This is a genomic window from Jongsikchunia kroppenstedtii DSM 45133, from assembly GCF_000380485.1.
In the GTDB taxonomy this organism is placed as follows: Bacteria; Actinomycetota; Actinomycetes; order Mycobacteriales; family Mycobacteriaceae; genus Jongsikchunia; species Jongsikchunia kroppenstedtii.
The window spans coordinates 27250-39691 of record NZ_AQYG01000041.1 but is presented as its reverse complement, the minus strand read 5'-3'; the positions used below and the strand labels follow the sequence as shown (position 1 = coordinate 39691).

At 67.5% G+C, this 12442-nt stretch carries 13 protein-coding genes and 1 tRNA gene; 8 read left to right on the top strand and 6 right to left on the bottom strand.

What is annotated here, in order from left to right; translation table 11 throughout:
* The first annotated feature begins 1 nt into the window (after position 1).
* Entirely contained in the window at positions 2–880 is an 879-nt protein-coding gene (locus G341_RS0105635; RefSeq protein WP_018178137.1) for an SDR family oxidoreductase, read from the top strand.
* A 39-nt stretch (positions 881–919) separates the two neighbouring features.
* Positions 920–2158, top strand: coding sequence for an acyl-CoA dehydrogenase family protein (locus G341_RS0105630; RefSeq protein ID WP_018178136.1), 1239 nt, complete (start codon positions 920–922; stop codon positions 2156–2158).
* 69 nt (positions 2159–2227) lie between these two features.
* Here the strand turns inward: G341_RS0105630 and G341_RS0105625 are convergent, their stop codons facing one another.
* Genes G341_RS0105625 through G341_RS0105610 form a run of 4 tightly spaced genes read right to left on the bottom strand, consistent with a single transcriptional unit; the run spans position 2228 to position 6950 of the window.
* Positions 2228–3103 carry an alpha/beta fold hydrolase gene (locus tag G341_RS0105625; protein ID WP_018178135.1) on the bottom strand — a complete coding sequence of 292 codons (876 nt, stop codon included), beginning with the start codon at positions 3101–3103 and terminating at the stop codon, positions 2228–2230.
* A 45-nt stretch (positions 3104–3148) separates the two neighbouring features.
* Complete coding sequence (locus G341_RS0105620; protein WP_018178134.1) at positions 3149–4264, bottom strand: PDR/VanB family oxidoreductase; 1116 nt, start codon at positions 4262–4264, stop codon at positions 3149–3151.
* A gap of 6 nt (positions 4265–4270) precedes the next feature.
* Complete coding sequence (locus G341_RS0105615; RefSeq protein WP_018178133.1) at positions 4271–5176, bottom strand: metal-dependent hydrolase; 906 nt, start codon at positions 5174–5176, stop codon at positions 4271–4273.
* Positions 5177–5201: 25 nt separating this feature from the next.
* Positions 5202–6950: an SDR family oxidoreductase gene (locus tag G341_RS0105610; protein ID WP_018178132.1), complete on the bottom strand. Its 1749-nt coding sequence runs from the start codon at positions 6948–6950 to the stop codon at positions 5202–5204.
* Between the two features lie 229 nt (positions 6951–7179).
* Between G341_RS0105610 and G341_RS0105605 the strand changes: the two genes are divergently transcribed.
* Positions 7180–7557 (top strand): SHOCT domain-containing protein, encoded by a 378-nt coding sequence (locus G341_RS0105605; RefSeq protein ID WP_018178131.1) that lies wholly within the window; start codon positions 7180–7182, stop codon positions 7555–7557.
* A 52-nt stretch (positions 7558–7609) separates the two neighbouring features.
* Here G341_RS0105605 and G341_RS0105600 read toward each other — a convergent pair.
* A tRNA-Gly gene (locus G341_RS0105600) sits at positions 7610–7683 on the bottom strand.
* 145 nt (positions 7684–7828) lie between these two features.
* Here G341_RS0105600 and dcd point away from each other — a divergent pair.
* From dcd to G341_RS0105585, 3 genes are read left to right on the top strand one after another with little or no spacing between them, the layout of a single operon-like run.
* The gene (gene dcd / locus G341_RS0105595) at positions 7829–8395 is read left to right on the top strand and encodes a dCTP deaminase (protein ID WP_026303284.1); all 567 of its coding nucleotides are present in this window, start codon (positions 7829–7831) and stop codon (positions 8393–8395) included.
* 39 nt (positions 8396–8434) lie between these two features.
* Positions 8435–9079: a TetR/AcrR family transcriptional regulator gene (locus G341_RS0105590; protein ID WP_018178129.1), complete on the top strand. Its 645-nt coding sequence runs from the start codon at positions 8435–8437 to the stop codon at positions 9077–9079.
* 57 nt (positions 9080–9136) lie between these two features.
* A complete protein-coding gene (locus G341_RS0105585; protein WP_222836582.1) occupies positions 9137–10132 on the top strand; it encodes an alpha/beta hydrolase in 996 nt (331 codons plus the stop codon).
* A gap of 6 nt (positions 10133–10138) precedes the next feature.
* Here G341_RS0105585 and G341_RS0105580 read toward each other — a convergent pair whose 3' ends face one another.
* Positions 10139–10711: a TetR/AcrR family transcriptional regulator gene (locus G341_RS0105580; protein ID WP_026303283.1), complete on the bottom strand. Its 573-nt coding sequence runs from the start codon at positions 10709–10711 to the stop codon at positions 10139–10141.
* A 97-nt stretch (positions 10712–10808) separates the two neighbouring features.
* Between G341_RS0105580 and G341_RS21140 the strand changes: the two genes are divergently transcribed.
* On the top strand, positions 10809–11870 hold the full coding sequence (locus G341_RS21140) for a hypothetical protein (protein ID WP_018178126.1): 1062 nt from the start codon (positions 10809–10811) through the stop codon (positions 11868–11870).
* On the top strand, positions 11833–12429 hold the full coding sequence (locus tag G341_RS0105570; protein ID WP_018178125.1) for a TetR/AcrR family transcriptional regulator: 597 nt from the start codon (positions 11833–11835) through the stop codon (positions 12427–12429). The genes G341_RS21140 and G341_RS0105570 overlap by 38 nt, the downstream gene beginning before the upstream one ends.
* Positions 12430–12442 lie beyond the last annotated feature (13 nt).

Below are 12442 nucleotides of genomic sequence, written 5' to 3'. Positions count from 1 at the left end.
AATGGGCAAGCTTGACGGACGAGTCACGGTCGTCACCGGCGCGGGACGCGGCATCGGGCGCGAGCACGCGCTGCTGTTCGCCCGCGAGGGCGCCGCGGTGGTGGTCAACGACCTGGGCGGTGCCAACGACGGCACCGGTTCCGACGCGGGGCCGGCACAGGAGGTCGTCGACGAGATCGTCGCGGCCGGCGGCCGGGCCGTCGCACACACGGAGAGCGTCTCGGACTGGAATGGGGCCAAAGGCCTTGTCGAGCAGGCGGTATCGGCGTTCGGCGGACTGGACGTCGTCGTGAACAACGCCGGTATCCTGCGCGACGGCTTCATCGCCGGCCTGGACGAGGCGCAGTGGGACGCGGTGATCGCCGTCCATCTGAAGGGGCATTTCAACGTCCTGCATCACGCGGCCGCGCACTGGAAGGACCAGTCCAAGGCCGGCAACCAGCCGAACGCGGCGGTGATCAACACGGCTTCGGCGTCCGGCACCACCCTGCCGAACCCGGGGCAGGTGAACTACGGCGCCGCCAAGGCCGGCATCGCGGCCATGACGCTGGTCGCCGCCCAGGAGCTGGCGCGCTACGGCGTCCGGGTGAACGCGATCGCGCCGATCGCCCGTACACGCCTGACCCTGGCCACCCCGGGCATGGGCGCGATCTTCGCGCAGCCGGTCGACGAGGGGGCGTTCGACGCGTTCAGTCCGGCGAATATCTCGCCGCTGGTGGCCTACCTGGCGGCCGCCGATTGCCCGTTCACCGGGCAGGTGTTCGAGGTCCAGGGAGGGGCCATCGCGCAGCTGCAGGGTTGGACGCGTAAGAATCACACTGAGACCGACGGCCCCTGGTCGATCGATCTCATCGCCGAACAGACAAGCGCCTGGACGTAAAGCCCCCGCCCACGCCAGAAACGACTGGAAGTTAGACGAATGTATAAATGGTCCGACACTGATCTCGCTGTGCGCGAAGCGATTCGCGACTTCATCGCCAAGGAGATCGAGCCGCACGTCGATGGCATCGAACACGGCGGCGAGGACCCGACGCCGCTGATCCGCAAGCTCTTCACCACCTTCGGCCTCGACGCGATGATGACCGATCAGCTCAACAAGTCGCTGGAGAAGGAGCGGGCCGGCGAGTCCGGCAAGTCGTCCGAGGGCGGCAGTGGCGGCATGATGGGCGGCTCCGGTCAGTCGATGTACTACATCCTGATCAGCGAGTTGTGCAAGGTCTCGATGGGTATCGTCGCCGGTTTCGGTGTGAGCCTGGGCCTGGGCGTCGGCACCATCCGCTCGCGGGGCACGCTGGCGCAGAAGGAGCGGTGGCTGCCGAAGCTGGTCACCTACGAGCAGGTCGCGGCGTGGGCGATCACCGAGCCGGACTCGGGATCGGACGCGTTCGGCGGCATGAAGACCTATGTGCGTCGCGACGGCGACGACTACATCCTCAACGGGCAGAAGACCTTCATCACCAACGGTCCCGTCGCCGACGTGATGGTGGTCTACGCGAAGCTCGACGAGCAGGACGGCACCGACCCCCGTGACCGCAAGGTGCTCACCTTCGTGCTCGACAAGGGCATGGAGGGCCTCGAGCAGTCCAAGCCGTTCAAGAAGATGGGCCTCGCCTCATCGCAGACCGGTCAGCTGTTCTTCAACAACGTCCGGCTGACGAAGGACCGCCTGCTCGGCGAGACCGAGGATCACGGCGGCGGCGATGGCCGGGAGAGCGCACGGTCGAACTTCTCCGCCGAGCGCACCGGCGTCGCGGTGATGGCGCTGGGCGTCATCGAGGAATGCCTGCGGCTGTCCGTCGACTACGCCAAGAACCGCGTGCTGTGGGGCAAGCCGATCGCCGACTTCCAGCTCATCCAGCTGAAGCTGGCCAATATGGAAGTCGCGCGACTCAACGTGCAGAACATGGTGTTCCGCCACCTGGAGATGGCGGCGGCCGGCGAACAGATCAGCCTGGCCGAGGCATCGGCGATGAAGCTGTACTCCTCGCAGGCGGCCACCGATGTCGCGATGGACGCTGTCCAGCTGTTCGGCGGCAATGGCTACATGGTCGAGTACCGCGTCGAGCAGCTCGCCCGCGACGCCAAGTCGCTGATGATCTACGCGGGCGCCAACGAGATTCAGGTGACCCACGTGGCCAAGGGGCTCCTGGCCGACTGACGGCTGACAGACAGCGAGCGGGTCGATTCGAGGAGAATCGACCCGCTCGCTGCGTTCGTGGGGTGCGGGTCAGGCCGTCTGCTGCTGACCCGGACGGTTGGTGGCGACCTCGGCGATGAGGTCGATCAGCGCGGTGGACACTTCGGTCGGGCGCTCCTGCGGCAGCTGGTGTCCGGCGTCGGGGTAGATCGTCAGGCGGGCGTTGTCGACGGCATCGGTGAGCGCTCGCTGCAAACCGTTGGGCAGCAGCCGATCCCGCGATCCGCCCAGCACCAGGGTCGGGATCATGCCGTACGGGCCGACCCGATCGGTGAAGTCCTTGTCGCACATCGAGTTCGCGAAGGCGGCGAGGTCGTGCCGGTCGCCGTCGAGGGCCTGCTGCGCGACCAGGTCGACCTCGGCCCGCTCCGGATCCCGGCCGAACACGCCGCGGGCGATCAGCCGGGCCTGCCACCGCGGACCGATCGAGCCGAGCCGCAGCACCGGCGGCAGCACCGTCGGGGCATGGCGGGCCAGAAAATTCAGCGGCTTCGGCAGCGGCAGACAGCTCGACGCCACGAACGCGGCGCCGCCGACAGCCCGGGTGAAGAACTCCCGATGCCGGTGTGCGAGTGTCGACATCGCGATCCCGCCCATCGAATGCCCGACCAGGATGACGGACTTGTCACCCGCCGAGTAACGGTCGGCGATCTCGGCGATGTCGTCGGCGTACTGCTCGACGGTGGCGGTGCCGGCGGGCGCGCGGTCCGCCGTCCCGTGCCCGCGGCAGTCGAACGCGACGACCCGCACCGGCATGGTCGCGCCGGCGACGATCTGCGGGACCACCTCGTGCCAGAGCCGATGATCGAGCGTCCAGCCGTGCGCGAACACCACCGTCACCGCTGGATCGTCGGAGCCGGCCACCGTTGCGGTCACCCGGGTTCCGTCCCGCAGCACAATATCCATGTCGCTCAATCCTTTTCCTTGACGTCGTTGTCGTGGTCGTGTGGTTTAGAGATCGACGGCCAGATGGTCGCCGGCGGCGCGGGAGATGCAGGCCAGCATGATGCCGTCGGCCCGCTCGGGTTCAGTGAGCAGACTGTCTCGATGGTCGATCTCGCCGTCGGTCACCCGGACCCTGCAGGTTCCGCAGAAGCCCTGGCGGCACGAATACGGCGTGTGCGGGCGGGATTTCAGCAGTGCCGACAGCGCCGTCTCGTCGGCGGCGACGCCGATCGTCTCGCCGGACTTCAGGGTGATCGTGAACGGCTTGCCGTCCTCGACGGGCGGCGGCGAGAACCGCTCGTAGTGCAGCTCGACGTCGGGCCGCCCGACGAGTTCGCGCCGGATCGACTCCAGCATCGGCACCGGGCCGCAGGTATACACCGCGGTGTCCGGCGGCAACGGGCCGAGAAGATCTGCGGCGGTGGGCAGTCCGTGCTCGTCGTCGGTCCGGATGGTCACCCGGTCGCCGTACTTGGTCACCTCGTCGCGGAACGGGATCGACGCCAGGCTGCGGCCCGAGTAGAGCATCGACCAGTCCAGGCCGACCCGATCGGCGGCGGCCAGCATCGGCAGGATCGGCGTGATACCGATTCCCGCGGCGATGAAGCGCAGATGCTTGGCGCCCGAACCGAATCCGGGCATGGCGAGCGGGAACGCGTTGCGCGGACCCTTGATGCCGACGAGATCGCCGATGTTCAGAACGTCGTGCATCTCCTTGGAGCCGCCACCGCCGTCCGGAATCCGGCGCACCGCAATGCGATAGGTCTTGCGCTCGCCCGGATCGCCGCACAGCGAGTACTCCCGCATCAGGCCGGACGGCAGCAGCACATCCAGATGCGCGCCGGGGAACCAGGGCTCGAGCTCGCCGCCCTGCGGATCGGCGAAGGTGAAGGCGACGACGTCCTCGTCCTCGGCGACCACGTCGCGGCCGACCAGCCGCAACTGCTTGACGCGATTGACCGATTCGACCTGATGATCGCGGGATACCAACCCCCACAGCGGGAACCATGCCTTGAGGACACCGGTCGCGAGCACCATCAGGGGGTCGTGTTTGAAACGACCGTGCAGCCCCGGCGGCGGCGACGTCATCGGGGTCTGGTGCGGATGGTTCAGGTGGTTCACGTGCGGTCAGTCCTCCAGCGCGCGCGGCGCGTGACCGGCGCGGCGGGCCGCGGGCGACTTGGCGAGGTAGGCGACCGCCTGGGCGGTGGAGCCGACCTCGACCGGGCTGAACGACGGCTTGAAGTAGGTGATCGTCGCGAACAGGACCGAGCGCAGCGACGGCAGCAGGCCCTTGTGCGCGGCCTTCATGTAGCGCGGCAGGATCAACAGCGCGTGCGCGCCCCGGTAGTGCGGGTCCTGCGCGCCGATGAATGCCGCGCCGCGGAACACCACGGCGAGCAGTCCCACCAGAATGACGGCCATGGCCCGCGCGCGCCGGAGGTAGCCGTCGCCGAAGTAGACCGCGACATCGTGTGCGACACAGCGATGTTCGACCTCCTCGGCGCCGTGCCAGCGCAGGATGTCCATCATCGCGGGATCAGCGCCGTGCTCTTCCCAGGTGTTGTTGAGCGCGAAGTTGCCGAGGATCGCGGTGTAGTGCTCGGCGGCGGCGATCAACCAGAGCCGCTCGACGAGCTGCTTGCGCTTGGCCTTCGCCGAGCCGGCCTTCTTGGGGCCCAACAGCTTCCGGAACAGCCACTCCATCTGCGCGAGGAAGGCCTTGGTCTCGATGCCGTTGGCCTCCAGGAACTCGGCGATGGCGTGGTCGTGCGCCTCGGCGTGCATCGCCTCCTGGCCGATGAAGCCGCGCATCGTCGCCGCGAGCTCGTCGTCCTGCACGAACGGCAGCGCCTCGTTGTAGGCCTCGATGAACCAGCGCTCGGCCTCCGGGAACAGCATGTTGACGACGCTGATCGCGTTGGATGCGGTGGGCTCGTTCGGAATCCAGTGCAGCGGCGTCTCGCTCCAGTCGAAGACGACGTTGCGGGCGTGCAGCTCTACGGGGCCGGGATCCAGGGCGGGCATGGCCATCGTGGTTCTCCTTGGGTACGGGTGGTCAGACGTCGAAGCGGGCGAGCAGCCGCGACATCCACGGCGCCAGCTTGTAGGTCAGGTTGCCGGCATGCGCCTCGGGCGTGACCGGGGCGACGGCCTTGTTGCGTTCGATGGCCCGGACGATCGCGGCGGCGACCTTGTCCGGGGTGTAGTGCCGGCGCTGGTAGAACTTGTCGACCTGCTGGCGCTTCGAATCCTGCTCCGCGGCATCGAGTCCGGCGAATTCGGTGTTCCGGACGATGTTGGTGTCGACGATGCCGGGGCAGACCGCGGTGACTCCGATGTTGTCGGCCGCCAGCTCGGCGCGCAGCGACTCGGAGAACAGCAGCACGCCGGCCTTGGTCGCCGAGTAGATGCCGAGCGATCGCGACGGGGTGAACGCGGCCGCCGAGGCGAGGTTCACGATGTGGCCGCCGACGCCGCGCTCGACCATCTGTTTGCCGAACAGCTTGCTGCCGGTGATGACCGCCCGCAGGTTGATGTCGAGGATGCGCTCGATCTGCTCGTCGCTCGCGTCCAGCGCACTGCCGCCGAGGCCGATGCCGGCGTTGTTGATCATCAGGTCGGCGACGCCGTGCGTGTCCCGGACGGTCGCGGCGAACTCGGTGAACGCGGCGACATCGCTGACGTCCAGGCGATACGGATGCGCCAGTCCGCCACGCTCTTTGATGACGCCGGCCGTCTCCTCGGCCGCATCCAGATCGAGGTCCGCGATGACGACCTCGGCGCCGCGTCGCGAGAGGAGATAGGCGGTCTCGCGGCCGATGCCGCTGCCGCCGCCGGTGATGACGGCGAGCTTGCCGGTGAAGCGGCCGGGAACGCCGGCCACCCGGGCCCGGTCGAGGGCGGGAACCGGGTTGCCGCCGAGGCCCGAGATGAACTCGTGGACGGCGTCGGCGACGTAGGTCGGCTTGTTGTACGGCAGCCAGTGCCCGGTCGGCGAGCTGCGGCGCCAGAGCTTGTCGGCGTAGTGGCGGGTGTCGTCGAAGATGGCCTCGCGCAGGGCGATATCGCGGGTGTTGACCAATTCCTGAACGGGCACAGCCGTTCTCCGGGGATCGGGGTTTGCCAGATGCGGAACGATGTTGGCGCGGTAGTACTTCAGGCCCGACTGGAAGTCCTCGTGCAGAGTCGGTCCGGTGACCACCTGCGCGGGATCCATGCCCTCGACGGTCTTGAGGAACTGCCGCCAGACGGCCGGTCGACCGACCGCGGAGAAGAACAGCTTGGGCAGCACCGGGGTCTGGAAGAAGGCGGTGTAGGCCGACGACGCCATCTGCGATCCGGCCTGCCCGAGGTTGCGCGGCGTCGGATTGCTGATCTTCTCTCGCGCCCAGGTGCCGAGGAAATCGAGGTTCGGGCCCGAGATCGAGGTGAACGACGCGATGCGCTCGTCGGCGCCCGGCGTGGTCACGGCCTCCCACAGCTGCACCGAGCCCCAGTCGTGGCCGACCAGGTGTACCGGCTGGGTGGGGCTGACCGCGTCCGCGACCGCGAAGAGGTCCTTCGCCAGCTCCTTGAGGTGGTAGGCGGCGACCTCGTCCGGCTTGTCGCTCGATCCGTAGCCGCGGGTGTCATACGCGATGACGTGGTAGTTCTTCGCGAGCAGTGGCGCCACATGGGTCCAGAGGTGATGGGTGTCGGGCCACCCGTGCACCAGGATGACCGTCGGCTTGTCGACCTCGCCGAGCTCGTAGAGCGCGAGTTGAAGGTCATCGCGACGGATGGTGCGTTCGATCCAGTTCGGCACTGTGTCTCCTGTGACGGTGGCGTCGGCGTTGCGGCGTCGGCGATATGAGATTTTGTACGTTACCTGCTGTCACAGTTAACCGCGTGGCTGCCCCGCTGTCTATGTGTCAGCCGTTCAATAGCCAGGTGAAGTGTGCCCCGGGTCACAATCCCAAGGGTAAACTTCGAAAGCTACCGATTCTGGTCAGCAGGGTCGGGGCGATCAATCGATGCTGATGGGGGTTGTATAGATGGATTGGTTCTGGCATTTCCTCTGGTACACGATCGTGGTGTTCGCGTTCGTCGCCTACCTGATCGTGTTGTGGCACATCGTCACCGACCTTTTCCGTGACAAGGAATCGTCGGGTTGGGCAAAGGCGGCCTGGGCCATCTTCCTGATCATCTTCCCGTACCTCACGGCCATCGTTTATCTCCTGGCGAAGGGCCGGGGCATGGGCGAGCGGGAGCAGCAGGCACGCGTGCAGGCGAAGCAGGCCGCGGACGACTACATCCGCAACGTCGCCGGCACCACGCCGACGCAGCAGATCAACGAGGCGAAGGCGCTGCTCGATTCCGGCGCGATCTCGCCGCAGGAGTTCGAATCGCTGAAGGCCAAGGCGCTCAGCTGACGGACGGATAACCAAAAGACCGCCGGACGCATGCGTTCGGCGGTCTTTTCTATGGAGCCGATGACGGGAATCGAACCCGCGCTGTCTGCTTGGGAAGCAGAAGTTCTGCCATTGAACTACATCGGCGTGCGGTCCGGGACCGCGAGAACGAGCTTAGCAGCGGCATCGGCGACTGGGAGCGTGACCATGGCGAGCCGCGGAGGACGATATGTCCTTCACGACTCATATGAGTCACGCTCCCAGTCACGATCCGACCCGATAGCCTGTGCGGGTGCTGCTTTCCGACCGCGACCTGCGCGCCCAGATCGCCGAGGGCCGCCTGGCCCTCGACCCGTTCGAGCCGAGCCTGGTCCAGCCCTCGTCCATCGACGTTCGCCTCGACAGTCTGTTCCGGGTCTTCAACAACACCCGGTACACCCACATCGACCCGGCGCAGCGCCAGGACGAGCTGACGACCCTGGTCGAGCCGGCCGGCGGCGAGCCGTTCGTCCTGCACCCAGGCGAATTCGTGCTCGGGTCGACGCTCGAGGTGTGCACGCTGCCGGACGATCTCGCCGGTCGGCTGGAGGGCAAGTCGTCGCTGGGCCGTCTGGGCCTGCTGACGCACTCGACCGCTGGCTTCATCGACCCCGGCTTCTCCGGCCACATCACGCTGGAGCTGTCGAATGTCGCCAACCTGCCGATCACGCTCTGGCCGGGAATGAAGATCGGTCAGCTGTGCCTGATCAAACTGTCGAGCCCGGCCGAAAATCCTTATGGCAGTTCGGCGGTCGGCTCCAAGTACCAGGGCCAGCGCGGCCCGACGCCGTCGAAGGCGTATCTCAACTTCCAGCAGTAGCCCGCACGGCCATCACCGGAACAGCGGTATGTTCCGGTGATGGACGGCGCTACCGACACCGGTGATGGCACTCCGGTTGCACCCGAGCGGGCCGGTTACCGCCGATCCACGGGGACCGCACGCGGTGAGGCCAGACGTCGAAAGCTCCTCGACGACGTCGCCGACGATCTGGCGGCCGAAGGCCTGGTGGACTTTTCGCTGCGCCGAGCCGCGCGAGCGGCCGGCACGACGCACAAGGTCCTGCTCTATCACTTCGAGGATGCCGACGACCTGCTCATGCAGGCGATCGTGCTGCTGCGGGAGAAACGCATCGCCAACGCGTTCGCAGTCGCGGGCCGCGAACATGCGGCACTGTCGGATCGAGTGCGCGCGCTCTGGCCGATCCTGACCGGCGCGGAGTCGGGTCTACGCGTCCTCGATCAGGCCATCGGGCTCGCGATGTACGACCCGGGACGGCATGCACGCCTCGGCCGGGAGGCGACGAAACAGTATCTGCCACTGCTGCTTTCGATCTGCCCTGCTGAATGGTCACAGCAGCGCAAGACCGAGATCGCCGAACTGATCCTGGCAACCCTTCGTGGATTCCTCGTGGACTGGCTGATCAGCGGTCAGCCGGAGGAGGCGAATGTCGGGTTCGAGGCGCTGACCCGTGCGCTGGATCGGGAGGAGGCCGCGGACCGCTGATTCGAACGCAGGTCGAACCCATTGCCTCAAAGTGAACCACGTGGTTCACTTGGGACGATGACCCGCACACCCGAAGAGAGGCCCGTGATGTCCGGCGCACGCAGAAAAGTCAGTTTCACCAGCGTCGATGCGGACTGCGTCGCCTGGCATTACCCCGGTGACAACGGCGCCTGCGTGGTCATGGCGGGTGCGATCGCGGCCACCAAGGAACCCGGCACCGACGCGTTCGCGGCGAGGTTCCACGACGCCGGATTCACGGTGCTCGCCTTCGACTACCGCCATCTCGGCGAGAGCGGCGGTCAGCCCCGACAGGTGGTGCGGATCGGCGAGCAGCTGGCGGACTGGAATGCCGCGATCGACTTCGCGGCGGAGCTGCCCGAGGTCGACCCGGCACGGGTGGCGATCTGGGGACATTCGCTCTCCGGCGGCCACGTTCTGAATCTGGCCGCGCATCGGGACGACCTCGCCGCCGCCATCGCGCAGTCCCCGCACGCGGATGGCCAGGCCATCTCGCGCAACGCTTCTCGCTACCAGCGGCCGGCCGCGATGCTGCGCTTCGGCGGCCGGGCCCTGCTCGACGCGATCGGTGGACTATTCGGCCGCGCGCCGCTGTTGGTGCCGCTCGTGGGTGAACCCGGGACGGTCGCCGCGCTCACCACCCCCGATGGCGCCGACATGCCCCGCGCTCTCAATCCGGACGACCGGTATCCGGACTGGCGGCAGACGGTGGCCGCACGCTCGGCGATGCGCACGGGCTTCTACCGGCCGGGCCGGTACGCGGACCGTATTCGGTGCCCACTGCTGGTGATCGCCTGCGATCAGGACCATTCCGCGCTGACCGAACCGGCGCTGCGGGTCGCCGAGCGCGCGCCGGACGCCGAATTGGTTCGACTCTCCGGCGGGCACTACTCGTCCTACCTGGCCGGTCACGAACCGGCCGTCGCCGCCGAATTGTCGTTTCTGCGACGACGCGTGCTCGACGCCGCGCCGTCGGCGGATGATCGGCACGATGAGCGGAGCGAATCGCCGCGGGACCGCAGTCCTGCCCGGTAGACAGGATCAGGGCAGGGGCTTGCCGTCCGGCCGCAGCCCGGCCTGGTAGATGGTCAGCAGTCGCTCAATATTGTTGGCGGGCAACACTTCTGCCAGTGGCGGCAGTGGTCGCGTGAGCAGTGCCAGGCCAGAGATGAACTGGATCGTGTCGATGTCGGGCCGCGTCACGCCGGCCGCGGCGGTCTTGGCGAGCAGGTCATCGATGATCTCGATGTTGCGGGCGCGCGCCTTGTGCACCGATGCCGGCAGCTCGGACAGAGACTGGTCGGCGAGCATCGGCAGCAGGGCCCCGGTGCGAAAGCGCGCCATCGCCATCAAGAATTCGGTGAGAGCGCGTTCGGGATCGGTGTCGGCGAGTTCGGTGGCCGACACCGCCGCGCTATGCGCCTCGGTCAGGCTGGCCACGGCAACCGCCTCGAGCAGCGCCTCCCGAGTGGGGAAGTTGCGATAGAGAGTGGCGATGCCGACCCCCGCCTGCTTGGCGATGGCATCCAGCGGCGCGTTCGGCCCGCGCTCGACCAGGATTTCCCGCGCAACCTCGATCAATCGCTGTCGGCGCTCTGCTGCGTCGGCTCGCATCCACTGCCTCCTTCTTGACAATCGCAGTCTATATGGAGAAAAATCCTCCACTGGTAATCGGAGGAAAATCCTCCAGAAATGCGTTCGGAGGCTTGAGATGGACGTGTCGTTCACCAAACTGCGGAAGGAAGCGGTCGCATTGCTGCTGTTGGCGGCGGCGATAGTCGGGCTCACCGTGGCCTTCGTCCTGCCCTCCCAGCACAGCGGACCGCATGATCTTCCGATCGGCGTCGCCGGTGCCGCTACGACCGGGGTCGCCGAGCGCCTCGATGCCGCGCAGTCCGGCGCATTCGATCTGCGGCAGTACTCGTCGAGCGACGCCGTGCGCGCGGGGATCACCGATCGAAAGCTGGTCGGCGGGATCGTCACCGAGGCCGACCGTCCGGCGGTGCTGATCGCGACCGGCGCCGGAACCCCGATCGCGCAGACGCTGAAAACGGTTGCGGCCGAACTATCGATGTCGACCGGGCATCGCGTGCCGGTGCATGACCTCGCCCCGACCACCGCGAGCGATCCGCAGGCCGCCGGGCTCTCCGGACTCGGTCTGCCGTTGGTGCTGGGCGGCTACGCGCCCGGCATGCTCGTGGTGCTGCTGATCGCCGACTCGTTCGTCCGGCGGCTGGTCGGCGTCACCCTGTTCTCCGGGGTCCTCGGCCTCGCGGTGGCGGCGTTCCTGCGGTTCGGTTCGGGCACGGTCGACGGGCACTACTGGTCGGTGGCCGGCGCGATAGCCCTTGGCTCCATGGCGATTTCGTTCGTCGCGGTCGGGTTGAACGAGATCGTCGGGAAGGTCGGACTGGTGTTGACCGTGCTCGTCATGCTGGTCATCGGCAATCCGCTGTCCGGTCTGGCGACCGGGTGGCAATGGCTGCCGGCGGGGTGGGGGCATTTCGGCCAGCTGCTCCCGCCCGGCGCCGCGGGCGACCTGCTGCGCTCGCTGGCCTTCTTCGACGGTGCCGGCGGAGCCCGCCCGGTGCTGGTGCTGCTGTGCTGGATCGCCGCGGGCGCGCTGCTCTACGGCGTGGCCTGGCTGCGCCTGGTACGAGCCGGGCGGGCGCGCGATGCGGGGCGCGATTCGGCGGCCGACGATGGCCCGCACCCCGGTAACCTGAACCCCGAGTATGGAAACCGAAACGAACGGGCGTCTGTCGCTCCGTGAACTGCAGAAGCGCAAGAGCCGGGCGCATTTCCTGGAAGTGGCCGCCGGGCTGATCGCCGAGCGCGGATACCGCGGCACCACCATCGACGACATCGCGTCGGCGGCCGGTGCCAGCCGCGCGACGCTGTACTCCTACTTTCCGGGCAAGGACGAGATCGTCCGGGCCATCGTCACTCAGGTCTGGGATGCGGCCGAGGCGTTGTACGCCGACTTCGGGGCGCTGGATGAATGGTCGCGCGAATCGATCGGTGGCTGGGTCGGTCGGGTCATCGACGTGTGGGAGGACAGCGGCGACCGGCTGCGGGTGCAATCGGCCGGCGTCGTCGCGTTCGACGAGAACTATCTCGACTATCACCATCGCTACATCGCGGCGCTGACGACGAATGCCGCGCTCTGGTCGCGTTTCGACGCGGCCGAACAGGAGCGCCGGGCACTGCTGCTGATCAGCGGACTCGAACTGTTCCTCAACACCTGGATGGTCCGCGGCTTCCCGATGGACCGGGACGGCGCCATCGGGACTCTCACGGACGTCTGGTGCGCGACCCTCGGGGTCGGCTGAGTCCGTCGATCTG

What these genes read in the sequence shown, in the direction of transcription:
- G341_RS0105635 (WP_018178137.1), top strand. Translation starts at nt 2, where the DNA reads ATGGGCAAGCTTGACGGACGAGTCACGGTCGTCACCGGCGCGGGACGC.
- G341_RS0105630 (WP_018178136.1), top strand. Translation starts at nt 920, where the DNA reads ATGTATAAATGGTCCGACACTGATCTCGCTGTGCGCGAAGCGATTCGC.
- G341_RS0105625 (WP_018178135.1), bottom strand. Translation starts at nt 3,103, where the DNA reads ATGGATATTGTGCTGCGGGACGGAACCCGGGTGACCGCAACGGTGGCC.
- G341_RS0105615 (WP_018178133.1), bottom strand. Translation starts at nt 5,176, where the DNA reads ATGGCCATGCCCGCCCTGGATCCCGGCCCCGTAGAGCTGCACGCCCGC.
- G341_RS0105605 (WP_018178131.1), top strand. Translation starts at nt 7,180, where the DNA reads ATGGATTGGTTCTGGCATTTCCTCTGGTACACGATCGTGGTGTTCGCG.
- G341_RS0105590 (WP_018178129.1), top strand. Translation starts at nt 8,435, where the DNA reads ATGGACGGCGCTACCGACACCGGTGATGGCACTCCGGTTGCACCCGAG.
- G341_RS0105585 (WP_222836582.1), top strand. Translation starts at nt 9,137, where the DNA reads ATGACCCGCACACCCGAAGAGAGGCCCGTGATGTCCGGCGCACGCAGA.
- G341_RS0105580 (WP_026303283.1), bottom strand. Translation starts at nt 10,711, where the DNA reads ATGCGAGCCGACGCAGCAGAGCGCCGACAGCGATTGATCGAGGTTGCG.
- G341_RS21140 (WP_018178126.1), top strand. Translation starts at nt 10,809, where the DNA reads ATGGACGTGTCGTTCACCAAACTGCGGAAGGAAGCGGTCGCATTGCTG.
- G341_RS0105570 (WP_018178125.1), top strand. Translation starts at nt 11,833, where the DNA reads ATGGAAACCGAAACGAACGGGCGTCTGTCGCTCCGTGAACTGCAGAAG.